This is a genomic window from Phenylobacterium sp. (assembly GCF_046291545.1).
Taxonomy (GTDB): domain Bacteria; phylum Pseudomonadota; class Alphaproteobacteria; order Caulobacterales; family Caulobacteraceae; genus Phenylobacterium.
In genome coordinates this window covers 107,063-121,995 of record NZ_JBKBSM010000005.1, presented here as the reverse complement: position 1 = coordinate 121,995, position 14,933 = coordinate 107,063, and the positions used below count along the sequence as shown (strand labels likewise).

19 protein-coding genes are annotated in these 14,933 nt (G+C 70.4%); 10 read left to right on the top strand and 9 right to left on the bottom strand.

The genetic code is table 11. The features are described 5' to 3' along the window. From ACK4YQ_RS13190 to ACK4YQ_RS13170, 5 genes are all read left to right on the top strand, one after another. Nucleotides 1–1,242, top strand: coding sequence for a DUF1254 domain-containing protein (locus tag ACK4YQ_RS13190; RefSeq protein ID WP_409611876.1), 1,242 nt, complete (start codon nucleotides 1–3; stop codon nucleotides 1,240–1,242). A gap of 167 nt (nucleotides 1,243–1,409) precedes the next feature. Continuing rightward, the gene (gene rpsD / locus ACK4YQ_RS13185; RefSeq protein WP_409611875.1) at nucleotides 1,410–2,027 is read left to right on the top strand and encodes a 30S ribosomal protein S4; all 618 of its coding nucleotides are present in this window, start codon (nucleotides 1,410–1,412) and stop codon (nucleotides 2,025–2,027) included. Between the two features lie 104 nt (nucleotides 2,028–2,131). Beyond that, nucleotides 2,132–2,698, top strand: coding sequence for a helix-turn-helix domain-containing protein (locus tag ACK4YQ_RS13180; protein WP_409611874.1), 567 nt, complete (start codon nucleotides 2,132–2,134; stop codon nucleotides 2,696–2,698). Nucleotides 2,699–2,707: 9 nt separating this feature from the next. Next, nucleotides 2,708–3,250: an N-acetyltransferase family protein gene (locus ACK4YQ_RS13175; RefSeq protein ID WP_409611873.1), complete on the top strand. Its 543-nt coding sequence runs from the start codon at nucleotides 2,708–2,710 to the stop codon at nucleotides 3,248–3,250. Between the two features lie 35 nt (nucleotides 3,251–3,285). Then, nucleotides 3,286–3,663, top strand: coding sequence for a hypothetical protein (locus ACK4YQ_RS13170; RefSeq protein ID WP_409611872.1), 378 nt, complete (start codon nucleotides 3,286–3,288; stop codon nucleotides 3,661–3,663). 12 nt (nucleotides 3,664–3,675) lie between these two features. Here the strand turns inward: ACK4YQ_RS13170 and ACK4YQ_RS13165 are convergent, their stop codons facing one another. The 6 genes from ACK4YQ_RS13165 to ACK4YQ_RS13140 all read right to left on the bottom strand — a co-directional run bounded on the left by ACK4YQ_RS13165 (nucleotide 3,676) and on the right by ACK4YQ_RS13140 (nucleotide 7,436). Then, nucleotides 3,676–4,098, bottom strand: coding sequence for an acyl-CoA thioesterase (locus tag ACK4YQ_RS13165; protein ID WP_409611871.1), 423 nt, complete (start codon nucleotides 4,096–4,098; stop codon nucleotides 3,676–3,678). Between the two features lie 10 nt (nucleotides 4,099–4,108). Continuing rightward, the gene (gene grxD / locus ACK4YQ_RS13160; RefSeq protein WP_409611870.1) at nucleotides 4,109–4,450 is read right to left on the bottom strand and encodes a Grx4 family monothiol glutaredoxin; all 342 of its coding nucleotides are present in this window, start codon (nucleotides 4,448–4,450) and stop codon (nucleotides 4,109–4,111) included. 90 nt (nucleotides 4,451–4,540) lie between these two features. Beyond that, a complete protein-coding gene (locus ACK4YQ_RS13155) occupies nucleotides 4,541–5,437 on the bottom strand; it encodes an aldo/keto reductase (protein ID WP_409611869.1) in 897 nt (298 codons plus the stop codon). 7 nt (nucleotides 5,438–5,444) lie between these two features. After that, complete coding sequence (locus tag ACK4YQ_RS13150; RefSeq protein WP_409611868.1) at nucleotides 5,445–5,678, bottom strand: BolA family protein; 234 nt, start codon at nucleotides 5,676–5,678, stop codon at nucleotides 5,445–5,447. 104 nt (nucleotides 5,679–5,782) lie between these two features. Continuing rightward, a complete protein-coding gene (locus ACK4YQ_RS13145; protein WP_409611867.1) occupies nucleotides 5,783–6,187 on the bottom strand; it encodes a VOC family protein in 405 nt (134 codons plus the stop codon). Nucleotides 6,188–6,203: 16 nt separating this feature from the next. Further along, nucleotides 6,204–7,436 (bottom strand): serine hydrolase domain-containing protein, encoded by a 1,233-nt coding sequence (locus ACK4YQ_RS13140; RefSeq protein ID WP_409611866.1) that lies wholly within the window; start codon nucleotides 7,434–7,436, stop codon nucleotides 6,204–6,206. Nucleotides 7,437–7,541: 105 nt separating this feature from the next. Here ACK4YQ_RS13140 and ACK4YQ_RS13135 point away from each other — a divergent pair, with 105 nt between their 5' ends. From ACK4YQ_RS13135 to ACK4YQ_RS13125, 3 genes are read left to right on the top strand one after another with little or no spacing between them, the layout of a single operon-like run. Continuing rightward, the gene (locus tag ACK4YQ_RS13135; RefSeq protein ID WP_409611865.1) at nucleotides 7,542–8,525 is read left to right on the top strand and encodes an amidohydrolase family protein; all 984 of its coding nucleotides are present in this window, start codon (nucleotides 7,542–7,544) and stop codon (nucleotides 8,523–8,525) included. A 15-nt stretch (nucleotides 8,526–8,540) separates the two neighbouring features. Further along, nucleotides 8,541–9,023 (top strand): CinA family protein, encoded by a 483-nt coding sequence (locus ACK4YQ_RS13130; RefSeq protein ID WP_409611864.1) that lies wholly within the window; start codon nucleotides 8,541–8,543, stop codon nucleotides 9,021–9,023. Nucleotides 9,024–9,071: 48 nt separating this feature from the next. Then, nucleotides 9,072–9,401, top strand: coding sequence for a hypothetical protein (locus tag ACK4YQ_RS13125; RefSeq protein WP_409611863.1), 330 nt, complete (start codon nucleotides 9,072–9,074; stop codon nucleotides 9,399–9,401). A gap of 10 nt (nucleotides 9,402–9,411) precedes the next feature. On the opposite strand, the gene ACK4YQ_RS13120 is transcribed toward ACK4YQ_RS13125, so the two are convergent. Further along, nucleotides 9,412–10,170, bottom strand: a complete 759-nt coding sequence (locus ACK4YQ_RS13120) for a DUF3313 family protein (RefSeq protein ID WP_409611862.1) — start codon at nucleotides 10,168–10,170, stop codon at nucleotides 9,412–9,414. Between the two features lie 135 nt (nucleotides 10,171–10,305). After that, entirely contained in the window at nucleotides 10,306–12,516 is a 2,211-nt protein-coding gene (gene purL / locus ACK4YQ_RS13115) for a phosphoribosylformylglycinamidine synthase subunit PurL (RefSeq protein ID WP_409611861.1), read from the bottom strand. A 153-nt stretch (nucleotides 12,517–12,669) separates the two neighbouring features. On the opposite strand from purL, the gene ACK4YQ_RS13110 reads away from it, so the two are divergent. Beyond that, nucleotides 12,670–13,224 carry a methylated-DNA--[protein]-cysteine S-methyltransferase gene (locus tag ACK4YQ_RS13110; RefSeq protein ID WP_409611860.1) on the top strand — a complete coding sequence of 185 codons (555 nt, stop codon included), beginning with the start codon at nucleotides 12,670–12,672 and terminating at the stop codon, nucleotides 13,222–13,224. On the opposite strand, the gene purQ is transcribed toward ACK4YQ_RS13110, so the two are convergent. Then, nucleotides 13,221–13,883 carry a phosphoribosylformylglycinamidine synthase subunit PurQ gene (gene purQ / locus ACK4YQ_RS13105; protein WP_409611859.1) on the bottom strand — a complete coding sequence of 221 codons (663 nt, stop codon included), beginning with the start codon at nucleotides 13,881–13,883 and terminating at the stop codon, nucleotides 13,221–13,223. The genes ACK4YQ_RS13110 and purQ overlap by 4 nt on opposite strands. Before the next feature lie 99 nt (nucleotides 13,884–13,982). Here purQ and ACK4YQ_RS13100 point away from each other — a divergent pair, with 99 nt between their 5' ends. Beyond that, nucleotides 13,983–14,927 carry an alpha/beta fold hydrolase gene (locus ACK4YQ_RS13100; RefSeq protein WP_409611858.1) on the top strand — a complete coding sequence of 315 codons (945 nt, stop codon included), beginning with the start codon at nucleotides 13,983–13,985 and terminating at the stop codon, nucleotides 14,925–14,927. The last annotated feature ends 6 nt before the right edge of the window (nucleotides 14,928–14,933 follow it).

Genomic DNA, 14,933 nt, shown 5'->3' with positions numbered 1-14,933 from the left:
ATGGCGGTCGACCTGAAGGCCGCGGCGAAGGAGGCCTGGCTCTACGTCCTGCCGCTGATCGAGGTGGCCAACGCCAACATCATGGGGCTGAAGGCGGACACGCCGCTCAACACCCTGAGCCACGTGCGCAACCTCGTCGACCACACCTTCCGCGACATCACCACGCCGAACAACGACACCCTCTATTCCACCGCCAGGATCGACCTGTCGCAGGGGCCGGTGAGCCTGACCCTCCCGGCTTCAGGCGAGCGCTACCTGTCGCTGGCGCTGATGGACGCCTACACCAACAACTTCGCGATCCTGGGCACGCGCACCACCGGACCCGACGGCGGGACCTTCCGCCTGATCGGCCCGAACGCGGCCGCCGTCGGCGGCGATGAGGTGCGTTCGCCCACCAATCAGGTGTGGGCCCTGGCCCGGGTGCTGATCGACGGCCCCGGCGACCTGGAGGCGGCCCGCGCCGTGCAGTCGGGCCTCTCCATCCAGGGACCGGCCGTGCCGCACGGTCCGCCGCCGGCCACCCGCCGCGATCCCTGGCCCGCCTATTTCGCCAGCGCCGCGCGGCTTCTGGCCGCCAATCCGCCGCCGCCGACCGATCGGGCCATCCTGCAGAGGATCGCGCCGCTCGGCCTGACCGAAGGCTTCGATCCCGATCGCTTCGGTCCGGACGAGCAGGCGCAGATCGAAGCCGGCGTCGCCGAGGCGATCCACGAGTCCCGCCGCGGCGGCCTGGGCGGGGCGAGCTTCGTCGACGGCTGGTCCTATCCCAATTCGGCGCTGGGCGACTTCGGCCAGTTCTACGGCTTCCGCGCGGCGGTGGCGCTGTCGGGCCTGGCGGCGCTGCCGCCGGTGGAGGCGATGTACATGCGCGCGCGCGGGCATCTGCCCCGGGCGCTCTACGACGGCCAGCGCATGTGGCGGATGCACTTCGCCGCCGACCGCCTGATCCCGGTGGACTCCTTCTGGTCGCTGACCCTCTACGAGGCGACCGACGACGGGCAGTACTTCTTCGCCGACAATCCGCTGCGCCGCTATTCGATCGGCGACCGCACCGAGGGCCTGACCTACAACGAGGACGGCTCCCTCGACATCTGGATCGGCCACGAGAGCCCGGGCGTGGGGCTTCAGGGCAACTGGCTGCCGGCCCCGGCGGGCCCCTTCGCCCTGTTCATGCGCGCCTACATGCCCAGGGCCGAGCTGCGCAGCGGCCGCTACCGCCTGCCGCCGGTGGAGGAAGCCTGAACCGGCCAAGGTTGACTTGCAGGGCCCGGGCCGTCATACACCGCCCCTTCCTCCGCCGGGCCCGCCCGCGCGGATGCGATGCATATGACGGGTGATGTGGTCGCCGCCGTTGCAATCGCGCCTTCCTCCTGAAGGCGCCGGCCCACGTCGAAACGAAAGAGATACTTATGACCAAGCGTCATAGCGCCAAGTACAAGCTCGACCGCCGGATGGGCGAAAACATCTGGGGTCGCCCGAAGTCTCCGATCAACAGCCGCGCCTACGGCCCGGGCCAGCACGGCCAGCGCCGCAAGTCCAAGGTGTCGGACTTCGGCCTGCAGCTGCGCGCCAAGCAGAAGCTGAAGGGCTACTACGGCAACCTGACCGAAAAGCAGTTCGCCCGCATCTACACCGAAGCGGCGCGCCGGAAGGGCAACACCTCCGAGCACCTGATCGCGCTGCTGGAATCGCGCCTGGACGCGGTGGTCTACCGCGCCAAGTTCGTGCCGACCCCTTTCGCCGCCCGCCAGTTCGTCAACCACGGCCACGTGACCGTGAACGGCAAGCGCGTGAACATCCCGTCCTATCGCGTGAAGCCGGGCGACGTGGTCGCCGTGCGCGAGCGCTCGCGCAACATGGCCCTGGTGCTGGAAGCCCTGGCCTCGTCCGAGCGTGAGACGCCGGAATACATCCAGGTCGACGTGAAGGGCATGGCCGCCACCTACGTGCGGATGCCGGAACTGTCGGAAGTGCCCTATCCGGTGAAGATGGAACCGAACCTCGTGGTCGAGTTCTACGCGTCCTAACCGGCGCCGAGCACGGCAGAGACAGGCGAGGGCCCCGGAGCGATCCGGGGCCCTTTCCTTTTGCGCCTGTTGCGACATCTCATATTTGAGATATCCTCTCAAATATGGAACAAGCAACGGAGCTCGACATCGAGGCGCGCCTGGCGCGGCGCCTGGGGGACCTGCGGCGCGAGCGCGGATGGGCGCTGGAGTCCCTGGCCCGGCGCACCGGCGTCAGTCGCGCGACCCTGTCCCGGATGGAGCGCGGCGAGGTGAGTCCGACCGCCGCCGTGCTGGGGCGGGTGGGTTCGGCGTTCGGCATGACGACCTCGCAGTTGCTGGCCGAGGCCGAGGGAGGCGCGGCGGCCCTGGTCCCCGCCGGCGCCCAGCCGATCTGGACAGACCCCGACACGGGCCTTCGCCGGCGCCTCGTCTCGCCGCCCACGGCGGGGCTCGCCGCGGAGCTGGTGGAGGTGAGCCTGCCCGTCGGGGTGCGGATCGACTACGCCGGGCCGCCCCGGCCCGGGCTGGAGCACCACCTCTACCTGATGGAGGGCACGCTCGAGGTCACCCTGGAGGGCGTGCGCCATCGCCTGGGGCCCGGCGACTGCCTGCGCTACCGCCTGTTCGGCGCCAGCCGCTTCGAGGCGCCGGGGCCCGAAGCGCCGCGCTACCTGATCGCCATCCTCTGAGAGACCGCAATGACCATCGCCGGCCTAAGGATCGAGGTGCTCACGGCTCCGCCGGGGCCGGCCGAGCTTGAGGCGCTGGGGGAGATCCTGCACGCCTGCGTGCATGACGGCGCCAGCGTCGGCTTCGTGCTGCCGTTCAGCCGGCAGGCGGCGCGGGAGTTCTGGACCGGCGCGGTCTGGCCGGCTCTGGAAACTGGCGAGCGGCGGCTGTTCCTGGCCCGCCTCGACGGCGAGGTTGTCGGCACAGCGCAGCTCTGCCTCGCCGCCATGCCCAACCAGACGCACCGCGCGGACGTCTCCAAGGTGCTGGTCCATCCGGCGGCCCAGCGGCGCGGGATCGGCCGGGCGCTCATGCAGACCGTGGAAGCGACGGCTCGGGCGGAGCGCCGCACGCTTCTGACGCTGGACACCCTCACCGGCGACAAGGCCGAGGGCCTCTATGCGGGCCTCGGCTTCGAGCTCGCCGGTCGTATACCGGACTACGCGCGCGACACTCGGGTGAACGAACTTCGGGCGACCAGCGTGATGTTCAAGCGCCTGGCGCCGGCCTGATCGCGCCCGGGCGGAAGCTGTGCTTCTCTAGGGGCATGCACCGCCGCTTCGTCCTGATCGCCGGCCTCGCGCTCCTGGCCGGATGCGCCGGCCAGACCCCGCCGATCCTGGCTCCCGCCGGCGCGCCCCTGGCGGAGCTGGAGCCGCTCTATTCGGCCAGCGCCGGGCGTGGCGCGATCACCATCGAGGTCGCCTCCAACGGCTGCACCGCCAAGGTCGACTTCGCCTTCTACGTCGAGCGCAAAGGCGAGGCGGTCACCGTGGCGTTCGGGCGCAAGCGGCTGGACCGCTGCCAGTCCTTCGCGCCCGGCAAGACGGCGCTCGCCTTCACCTACGAGGAGCTGGGCATCACGCCCCGCACGCCGGTGTTCCTGCTGAACCCCCTGACGCCATGGACAGGACCGGGCGGTTAGTCAGGGCCGCCCTCAGGCGAACATCTCGACCATCCACTCCGGCACGCGGCGGGGGCGGCGGCTGGTCTGTTCGATAAGGCACCAGACAGTGCGGGCCTGGGCGCACATGCCGCCGTCGGGACCGTCGATGCGCACGAAGCGGTCGAAGCGAGGACCCTCGGAGGTCTCGGCCACCCAGGTGCGCGCGGTGGCGGTCTCGCCGGGGAGCAGCGGGCGGCGGTAGTCGACTTCGTGGCGCAGCACGATCCACGCCCACCTGGCCAGTTCCTCGGGCGGGCACAGGCTGCCCCAGTGGGCGATCGCCGTCTCCTGCACCCAGCGCAGGTAGACCACGTTGTTCACGTGGCCGTTCTCGTCGATGTCGTCAGGGCCAGGGGCGAAGGTCAGGGTGAAGACCTGCCGGCCCGCAGGCGGCTCGATGCCCCTGGCGTTCATCGGATGCGAACTAGGCGAGCACGCCTTGCTCGGCCAGGAAGGGCCGCAGCTCGCCGGACTGGAACATCTCGCGCAGGATGTCGGCGCCGCCGACGAACTCGCCCTTCACATAGAGCTGCGGGATGGTCGGCCAGTCCGAGAAGGTCTTGATGCCCTGGCGCAGTTCTTCGTCCTGGAGCACGTCGACGCCGATGAAATCGACGCCCAGGTGATCGAGGATCTGGACGACCACGGCGGAGAAGCCGCAGCGGGGCTGTTCCGGCACGCCCTTCATGAACAGCACGACCGGATTTTCGGTCACGGTGGTCGAGATGAAGTCGTGGACGGGATTGGCGACAGCGGCGTCGGTCATGGTTCGCCCCTTCGGTGCGAAAACTTCGATGCCCGACAGCTAGGGAGCCTGGGCGGCGGGGTCAAGCGGGGCGGGGGGCCGCAGGGTCGATCAGGCCCGCTTCTGCTCAAGCGCATTGGCCTGGGGACTGAAGCGCGCCATCTCGATCTGGGCGGCGACGCCGGTGGGCAGGTCCCGGTCGGCCACCGCGCACATCCGCTCCAGGATCTCGGCGCGGGTGACCTCGACCTGCACGGTGGCGAACGCCGGCTCGGTCAGGGCGTAGGCCAGGCAGAGCTCCGAGGCCGCCCAGCCCGGCGTCTCGTGCAGGAAGGCGTATGTGCCCGCGCCGGCCAGCGGCTCCACGTGGCGGCGGAAGAGGCCGGTCTTCTGCGGCTGCACGGCGGCGGGCTTAAGCAGGGCCTGGGGAAAGACGTCGTAGCCGACCAGCGCCATGTTGGCGGCCACAGCTTCCTTCATCCGCCGCCGGACGTCCCAGCCCGAGGTCAGGTTGAACGGCGAGGCGGCGACCTCGAAGGTCGGGTCGGCGATGGCCGAATCGATCACGGGCCCTCCGCCGGCCACGCCGATCTGCAGCGCCAGCCCGCCCGCCCGCAGGTCGTCCAGCAGCTGATGGGCGTCGTCGGTCAGGGTGGCGAAGGCCTGTTCGTCCAGCATCAGCACGTCGAAATAGGCGCAATGCACCCGGTGCAGGCCCTCGCGCACGCTGCGCGAGATGTGGTCGGCGGTGAGCGGACGGCCGGCCTCGCCGCGCATCCGCCACGTCAGGAACAGGAGCCGGCGCTCCACCGCCTCGAGCGCCCCGCGCATGCCGGCGCACATGGCCTCCGATCCGGCGACCATCTCGAAGCAGTTCACGCCGCTTTCCATGGCCGAGAAGATGAAGGTGCGCCAGGCCAGGGGCGTGGGCAGGGCGGAGCTCTCGCGCATCAGCACGCTGATCGCCGAAACCGCCTTGCCCGAGATGCCGAACGGCCGGTAGCGCATCGCTCTCCTACCCGGGGGAGGACGTCTCTAGGGCCAGGGCGTGCAATTCCCCGCCGACCTTGCCCTTCAGCGCGGCGTAGACGAGCTGGTGCTGCTTGACCCGCGGCAGGCCCTTGAACGCTGGGGAGACGATGCGCGCGCGGTAGTGGTCGCCGTCGCCGGCGAGGTCGTCCACGCGGATCTCCGCGTCGGGAAAGGCTTCGCGCAGGGAAGCCTCAAGGTCTTCGATGGCCATGGGCATGGCGGCCGCTCCACTTGAGGGAATCTTTGTGCTCCGAAATGCTTAACGCGATCATAGCAAATTGGGGCTGGAGCGGCCGAACACGCAGCGGTGAGCGCGCCTGTTCAGGCCGGCTCGGCGATCTCGTCGTAGCCACGGTTCAGGAACTGCAGCAGGCAAAGGCCATGGCCGAACGGGTCGGCCACGACGACGATCCGGCCCCAGGCGTGCTCGCGCACGGGGCCCTGCTGGACGGCGCCGGCGGCGAGGGCGCGGCTCAAGGCGGCCTCGAGGTCCTCCACCACCACGTCCAGGTGGACCGGCGTCCAATGCCGCTCGTAGCTGCGCGGCTGGTCCGCCGCGCCGATGGAGCCGGCTTCGTGCCTGAGCAGATACGCCTTGACCGGCCAGCCGCTCAGCTCCACGCCGCCGGCCCCGAACCGGCGGGTGGGCGTCAGGCCGAACGCCTCGACGTAGAAGCGTTCGGCCTTGGCTACGTCGGGGACGTCGATGTTGACGAGCAGGTCCATCGGCGGCCCGGTGCGATCAGTCGACGATCGCCGAATAGACGATGCTCTTGAGCTGTCCGCGGAAGTTGAAGGTGCCCGACGGCATCAGCTGGGTCATGAACACCACCACCAGGTCCTCCTTGGGATCGACCCAGAAGATGGTGGAGGCCGCGCCGCCCCAGTAGTAGTCGCCGGCGCCCAGGGAGCCGGTCTCCACCTGGCCCATGGTCGAGGCGAAGCCGAGGCCGAAGCCGACGCCCTCGTTGGCCGTCTCCGAAAAGGTGCCTAGGGCGAGCTGGGTCAGGTCCTTGCCGCCGGGCAGGTGGTTCATGTGCATCATCTCGAGGGTGCGCGGCCCCAGGATGCGCTGGCCTTCCAACTCGCCGCCCCGGCGCAGCATCTCGCAGAAGCGCAGGTAGTCGGCGCTGGTGCCGGTCAGGCCGCCGCCGCCCGACTTGAAGCCCGGATCCTGGCCGAACTGGCTGGCCTGGGGGTCGTCGATCAGCTTCAGCTTCTTGTCCGGCCCGCGCTGGTAGTTGGCGCAGAAGCGCTCGAGCTTCTCCGGCGGCACGTGGAAGGCGGTGTCCTGCATGCCCAGGGGCTCGAAGATCTCGTCCTTCAGGTACTCGGCGAAGGGCTTGCCGGAGATCACCTCGACCAGGGCGCCGCAGACGTCGGTGGCCAGGGAGTACATCCAGCGCTCGCCGGGCTGGAACAGCAGCGGCACCTGGCCCAGCTTGTCCAGGAACACGTGCATCGGGTCGGCGCCGCCGACGCTGCGCACCTTCAGTTCACGGTAGATCTTGTCGACGGGGTGCTGGATGCCCACCCCGGGCAGGCCGCCGCCATAGGTCAGCCCAGAGGTGTGGCTGAGCACGTCGCGGAAGCTCACGGGCCGGCGCGGCGCCTCGGTGACCATGTCGGCGCCTTCGCCGCTGATCCAGACGCGGTGGTTCTTCCAGGACGGGACGAAGCGGCTGACCGGGTCGTTGAGCTGGAAATAGCCCTTCTCGAACAGGGTCATCAGCGCGACCGAGGTGATCGGCTTGGTCATGGAGTAGATGCGGAAGATGGCGTCGTCGGCCATCGGCTTGTTCCGCTCGATGTCCATGCGGCCGAAGGACTTGAAATAGGCGACGTGCCCGCGCCGGGCGACGGTCACCTGGCAGCCGGCGATCTTGCCCGGCTCGATGTAGTTGCGCTCCAGGTGCTCGCCGATGCGCTCCAGGCGGCCCGCGTCGAGTCCGGTCCACTGAGAATGGGCGTCCATGAAAAAATCCTCCCGTGAATGGCGGCGTCTTTAATTGGCGGGCATCATGTGCGCGCAAGGCGGGGAAATCCAAGGAAAACCTGCCGCAAGGGGAGGAGCCGCGCCGTGAGCGAACCCGAGGAGATCCTGGAGCCGGAGCTGCCGATCTGCGATCCCCATCACCACCTCTGGGACTATCCCGGCGCCAGCCGCTATTTGCTGGACGAACTGCTGGCGGACGCCGGCTCGGGTCATCGGATCGAGAGCACCGTGTTCGTCGAGTGCGGCTCGTTCTACCAGGCCGACGGACCCGAGGCCCTGAGGCCCGTCGGCGAGACCGAATTCGTCAACGGCCAGGCGGCGATGTCGGCGAGCGGCGTCTATGGGCCGGTCCGCGCCTGCGCCGGCATCGTCGGGTTCGCCGACCTGACCCTTGGATCGGAGGTGGAGGAGGTGCTTGCGGCCCACGTGGTGGCCGGCGGCGGGCGCTTTCGCGGCATCCGTCACGCGGCCGGCTGGGACGACAGCGCAGCCGTGCGCAACAGCCACACCAACCCGCCGGAGAACCTCTATGCGCGCCCCGACTTCCGCGCCGGTTTCGCCCGGCTGGCCGACTTCTCGCTGTCGTTCGAGGCTTGGCAGTACCATCCGCAACTGCCGCAGGTGACGGACCTGGCCCGCGCCTTCCCCGAACAGCCGATCGTGCTGGACCACGTGGGCGGGCCGCTGGGCATCGGGCCCTATGCGGGCAAGCGCGAGGAGATCTTCCCGGTCTGGGCGGCCAACGTACGGGAGCTTGCGAGCTGTCCGAACGTGGTGGTCAAGCTCGGCGGCCTGGGCATGGCGATCTGCGGGTTCGACTTCCACAAGCGCCCGGAAAAGCCTGGCTCGGAAGAACTGGCGCAGGCCTGGCGGCCCTACGTCGAGACCTGCATCGAGGCCTTCGGCCCCGAGCGGGCGATGTTCGAGAGCAACTATCCGGTGGATGGGGTCTCCTGCAGCTACGCGACCCTTTGGAACGCCTTGAAGCGCCTGGCGTCAGGCGCTTCGGCGCCGGAAAAGGCGCTGCTCTTCAAGGACGTGGCCCGCCGCGTCTACCGGCTCGACTGACCTGAAAGGACCCGCATGGACCAGCTTTTCGCGCTCGCCGAAGAGATCGGCGCCCAACTCAAGGCCCGCGGCGAGACCGTCTCGGTTGCCGAGTCCTCGTCGGGCGGGCTGATCTCGGCGGCCCTTCTCGGGGTCTCCGGCGCCTCGGCCTACTACCTGGGCGGGGCGGTGGTCTATACGGCCAAGGCGCGGGTCCTGCTGATGGACCTGCCGCGGGAGGCGGTGAGCGGCATGCGCTCGGCCAGCGAGCCCTATGCCCTGCTCCTGGCGCGCACGGCCCGGGAGCGCTTCGGCGCGACCTGGGGGCTGTCGGAGACCGGGGCCGCCGGGCCGAACGGCAATCCCTACGGCGATGCGGCCGGCCACTCCTGCATCGCCATCGCCGGGCCCCTCGAGATGGCGATCACCATCGAGACCGGGGAAAGCGACCGGCAGGCGAACATGCGCGCCTTCGCCGCCGCGGCCTTGGACCTGCTGAAGCGCGCGACGGGCGACTAAGGGAACACTGTCGAGCCCAGGCCGTTCGGCTCCCCGAGGAGGAACGACATGGGTCCTGACCAAGCCAAGACGCGCCGCATCGCCGAAGCGCTGTCGCGGCCGCCCTACGCGGCGGCGGCCGTCGCCGTGCTCCTGGGGATCGCCGCCTGCAACCAGGCCTACCCCGAGGGCAAGAAGACCGCCGAGGCGATGCCCGACACGAGCGTGCCGGGAGACACCGCGCCGGACGCGGCGGCCACGGGGCTGGTTCCCGAGAACGGAACCCCGCCGGTGCAGCCCAATCCCCCCGAGGCCCAGGCCCAGCCGCCGGGCTCGCCGGACGTGCCGGTCGACCTGCCCGAAGTGGACCGCAGCCTGCCAAGCCAGCCGCAGCCCTGAGGACGGCCCCTCAGTTCTCGTCCGCCTTGGCCCCGCTCATCTGCGGCACGTAGAGGCCGGTGGCGAATTTGGCCGCCCAGCCCTCGGGCCGGAAGCGTGCGCCGAACTGGGCGCAGGGATCGGCGCCGGCCTCGATCTTGCGCCGGGGCGGATCATCGCTCGACATCACCTTGGCGGCCGCGTCGGCGAAGGGTTCGGCGAACTGCAGGGCGTCGCCGATGCGCGAGAGCGACGGATCGTCGGTGCCCACGGCGGTGGCCGTACGCGTCCAGGAGATGGCGGCGATCTGCCGATCTTCCCCATCCAGCATCTCCGCTTCCGCCGCCAGCGCGCCCAAGGCGCCGGGCGCGCGGACACCGATCGGCCCGGGAATGAAGAAGGACGCCGCGGCGGCCGCCGCCGAAGCGGCGCGGCCGGTCGGCTCCACGCCGGTGACGGCGGCGCGCACGCGGGCGTCGGCGTCCTCGCCTTCGGCGATTTCATAACGCTCGGAGAGTTCGAAGCAGAGCTGGGCGTCGATCTCGCGCAGCAGGGCCGTCCGCTCGCCTGCGGACATCCAGGCGCCGCCCTGGGCCAGGCGCGTCGGCTCGATGGCCACGCGCTTGACCAGTTCCAGGCGGGAGGTCTCGCGCCGCTCGCGCGCGGCCGCCCGCAGGGCGCTCTCGTCGTCCGCCATGCCTTCATAGCCGGACAGGAATCCTGACGTGGTGGGGGCGCTGGCGCAGGCGCCGACCAGCAGGGGGAGGGCGAGGACGACGGGAATACGCATGGGCTTTTGGATACTCGATGACGCTTCGGCGGAGCTGGGAGCCGTAGAATAGACGCGGCAATGCGACCTGCGGATGCAGGGCTCACCAGGAAAATCGCTCCGCCGGTGAAAGCTCGCGAGCTGAGCCGCGGCCATTCAGCCGGGCGCGCCGTCCATGAACGCGGGCATCCAACCCTCGTGCGCGGTGCGGACCTTGTCCAGCGGCAGGCTGAAGAGGCCGTCGACCGCCAGCTCCTCGCCCCCCGCTTCGCCGACCACGGCCGCGGGGATTCCGGCCTCGATCGCAGCCTTGAGCACGACGTCCGGATCGGCGACGGCGATCAGGTAGCGCGCCTGGTCCTCGCCGAAGAGCTCCCCGTGCGCGGCTGTGTCGTAGGGAAGCTGAATGCTCGCGCCGACCTTCGACGCCAGGGCCATCTCGGCCACGGCCACGATGAGGCCGCCGTCGGAAAGATCATGGACGACAGACACTTGATTCGAAGAGATCAAGTTGCGCACGAAGTCGCCGTTGCGACGCTCGAGCGCCAGGTCCACCGGCGGCGGCGCGCCGTCCTCCCGCCCGAGGAATTCGCGCAGGTACAGCGAGGCGCCGAGCTGGCCATGGGTTTCGCCCACCAGGACCAGGGCGTCGCCGGCCTTCATGCCGCTGAAGTCGGCGTGGCGGGCGTAGTCGTTCAGGAGGCCGACGGCGCCGACCGTCGGCGTGGGCGGAATCGCCACCCCGTTGGTCTCGTTGTAGAGGCTGACGTTGCCGCTCACGACCGGGAAGTCCAGGGCGCGGCAGGCCTCGGCCATGCCCTCGATGGCGCGCACGATCTGGCCCATGATCTGCGGGCGCTCGGGGTTGCCGAAGTTCAGGTTGTCGGTGATGGCGATCGGCTCGGCGCCGACGGCCGTGAGGTTGCGCCAGGCCTCGGCCACCGCCTGCTTGCCGCCTTCGTAGGGATCGTTCTGGACGTAGCGGGGCGTGCAGTCGCTGGTGACGGCCAGGGCCTTGCGGGTGCCGTGGACGCGCACGATGCCGGCGTCCGCGCCGGTGGCCGAATCCTCCAGGGTGTCGGCCATGACGTGGCGGTCGTACTGCTCCCACAGCCAACGCTTGGACGCCACGTCCGGGCAGGACATCAGCTTGAGCACCGCCTCGCCGTAGTCCACCGGGGCCGGCGCCTGGGCCGGATCGATGTGGGCGGCCGGCGGCGGCGCGACCCAGGAGCGGTCGTACAGCGGCGCGTCCTCGGAGAGCGGCGCCAGGGGAATGTCGCAGACGATCTCGCCCCTGTGCCGAAGCACGATGTGGCCCGTGTCGGTGGTGCGGCCGATGACGGCGGCGTCCAGGCCCCACTTCTTGAAGATGCGCTCGCCGTCGGCCTCGCGGCCGGGCTTCAGGATCGCCAGCATCCGCTCCTGGCTTTCCGAGAGCATCATCTCGTAGGCGCTCATGCCCTCTTCGCGCTGGGGCACGGCGTCGAGGTCCAGTTCGATGCCGACTCCGCCCTTGCCGGCCATCTCCACGGAGGAGGAGGTCAGGCCCGCGGCGCCCATGTCCTGGATGGCGGCGACCGCGCCGGTGGCCATCAGCTCCAGGGTCGCCTCGATCAGCAGCTTTTCGGCGAAGGGGTCGCCCACCTGCACGGTCGGGCGCTTCTCCTCGGAGTCCTCGTCGAACTCGGCTGAGGCCATGGTCGCCCCGTGGATGCCGTCGCGGCCGGTCTTGGAGCCGAAGTAGACGACCGGCAGGCCCGCGGACGGCGCGGCCGAGTAGAAGATCTTGTCGGCGTCGGCCAGGCCCACGCACATGGCGTTGACCAGGATGTTGCCGTCGTAGCCTCGATGGAAGTTGGTCTCGCCGGCCACGGTGGGCACGCCCACGCAGTTGCCGTAGCCGCCGATGCCGGCGACGACGCCGGAGACCAGCCGGCGGGTCTTCGGATGGGCGGGATCGCCGAAGCGCAGGGCGTTCAGCAGGGCGATCGGGCGCGCCCCCATGGTGAAGACGTCGCGCATGATGCCGCCCACGCCCGTCGCCGCGCCCTGATAGGGCTCGATATAGGAGGGGTGGTTGTGGCTCTCCATCTTGAAGACGCAGGCCTGGCCGTCGCCGATGTCGACCACCCCGGCGTTCTCGCCCGGCCCGCAGATCACCCTCGGCCCCTTGGTCGGGAACTTGGACAGGTGCTTGCGCGAGGACTTGTAGGAGCAGTGCTCGGACCACATCACCGAGAAGACGCCGAGCTCCACGAGGTTCGGCTCGCGGTTCAGGCGCTTGATGATGAGGTCGTATTCCTCGGGCTTCAGGCCGAACTCGGCGGCCGTCTCGGCCATGGTCTTTTGGGGCTGGGCGCTCATGGCCGGCCTTCTAGCCGGACTCGGGCGCGCACGCGATAGGGCGGACGCTCCGGGCCGGCGATCGCCTCGACCAGGCGGGCCGATCTCTCATGGCCCGGCCCTGCACGTCCGAATGTCGCCAGCGCCGGCGCGGCGGCGTGATAGCCTTTCTGTATGAGCGCCGCCGTCGGCTACAGCCTGTTTCCCACCGAACTCGGCCTCGTCGGGATCGCCTGGAGCGAGGCCGCGATCGTGGGCGTGCAGCTTCCCGAGGCCAGCGAGGCCGCCGCCCGGGCGCGGCTGGCCCGGCGCCACCCTGCAGCGCAGGAGAGCGAGCCGCCGCCCTCCGTCCGCGAGGCGATCGAGGGGGTGCGCCGGCTCATGGCCGGGGAGAAGCCCAAGCTGCAGGATATCGAGCTCGACTATGGCGCGGCGCCAGAGCTGCACCGGCGGATCTACGCCGTGGTCCGCGCCATCCCGCCGGGCCGGACCATGACCTATGGCGAGATCGCCCGGGCGGTCGGCGAGCCCCACGCCGCCCAGGCCGTGGGCCAGGCCATGGGGCGCAATCCCTGCCCGATCCTGATGCCCTGCCACCGGGTGCTGGGCGCCGACGGGCGGATCGGCGGCTTTTCGGCGCCTGGCGGGGTGAGCACCAAGCGGCGGCTGCTTGAGATGGAGGGGGCGACGTCCGTGGAGGCCCTGCCGCTCTTTGCGGCGAAGGACTAGGCGCTGGCCAGGGCGCTCTGGAAGAGCACCGCGCCGTCGGCGGAGCCGAGCTCGGCCTCGAAGGCGCGGTCCGGATGGGGCATCAGGCCCAGGACGTTGCCCGCGGCGTTGACGATGCCGGCGATGTCGCGGGCCGAGCCGTTCGGATTGTCCTGGTAGCGGAAGACCACCTGGCCTTCGCCTTCCAGGCGGTCGAGGGTGGCCTCGTCGGCGAAGAAATTGCCCTCGCCGTTGCCGATGGTCATGGTGACCGAGCGGCGGCCGGCGTAGCCGGCGGTGAAGCGCGTCTGGGCGTTGGCCACTTCCAGTTCGATCGGCTTGCAGACGTACTTGAGCTTCTCGTTGCGCAGGAGGGCCCCGGGCAGGAGGCCCGCTTCGCATAGGATCTGGAACCCGTTGCAGATGCCCACGGTGGCGACGCCCCGTTCGGCGGCGGCCTTCACCTCCGTCATCACCGGCGACAGGGCCGCCATGGCCCCGCAGCGCAGGTAGTCGCCATAGGAGAAGCCGCCCGGCAGCACGATCAGGTCGAGACCGGCGGGCAGGGCCGTCTCCCCGTGCCAGACCATCGACACCTCGGCGCCCGTCGAGCGTTCCACGGCGACCTTGCAGTCGCGGTCGCAGTTGGATCCGGGGAAGACGATGACGGCGGCTTTCATGGGCCGCGCCCTAGCACCTTTCGCCGCGCCGCGCGAGGGGCCTGGGCGGATTGACGCTGCGCCTGCGCCGTTGAAGGCTGAGGACCTGGGGAGGCGACCATGGGCCGGACTTTGGCGGGGCTGCGCGCCCTGGCGATCATCTGCGGACTGCTGCTGCTCGGCGGGTGCGCCAAGGACGTTCCCTATCCGGTTCTGGAGCAGCGCTACGCCGCCGAGTCCTCACGCTACATGGACCTCGCCGGGGGCGTGCGGGCGCACTACCGCGACGAAGGGCCCAGGGGCGCGCCCGCCATCGTGCTGATCCACGGGTTCTCGGCCTCGCTGCACGCTTGGGAGCCGTGGGTGGCGCGGCTGTCGCCGGACTATCGGACGATCAGTCTGGACCTGCCCGGGCATGGGCTGACGCGGACCCATTCGGGCTATGAGCGGTCGGTCGAGGGCGACGTGGCGGTGGTGGACGAACTTGCGCGGCGGCTGGGCGCGCGGCGGTTCGTCATCGCCGGCAACTCCATGGGCGGGGGCGTCTCGCTCGCCTACACGCTGGCCCATCCGGATCGCGTCCGGGGCCTCGTGCTGGTGGATTCGGCTGGCTGGCCGGACGCGAAGGGCGATCGGCCGCCGCTGGCGTTCGTGCTGCTGGCCAATCCGGTGGGCCGCGCACTGTTGCGCAACCTGGACCCGCGGCCGCTGGCGGAGCCCGGACTGAAGGCCGCCTATGGCGATCCCGCCCTGGTCACGCCCGAACTGGTCGACCGCTATGTCGACTTCGCCCGCGCCCCGGGCCGGCGCGCGCTGCTGACCTCCGGTCGGCGGGGCCGGCCGATCGGCGATCCCGCGGCTTTCGGCCGCATCGCCGTCCCCACGCTGGTCATGCACGGCGGAGCGGACACCATCATCCCCGTGGCCGCGGCCCGGGGCTTCGCCGGCGCCATCCCCGGCGCCCGGCTCGTGGTCTATCCGGATGTCGCCCATGTGCCGATGGAGCAGATTCCGGACCGCACGGCGGCGGACCTGCGGGCCTTCCTGGCGGACCTGCCTGACTGACGCCGA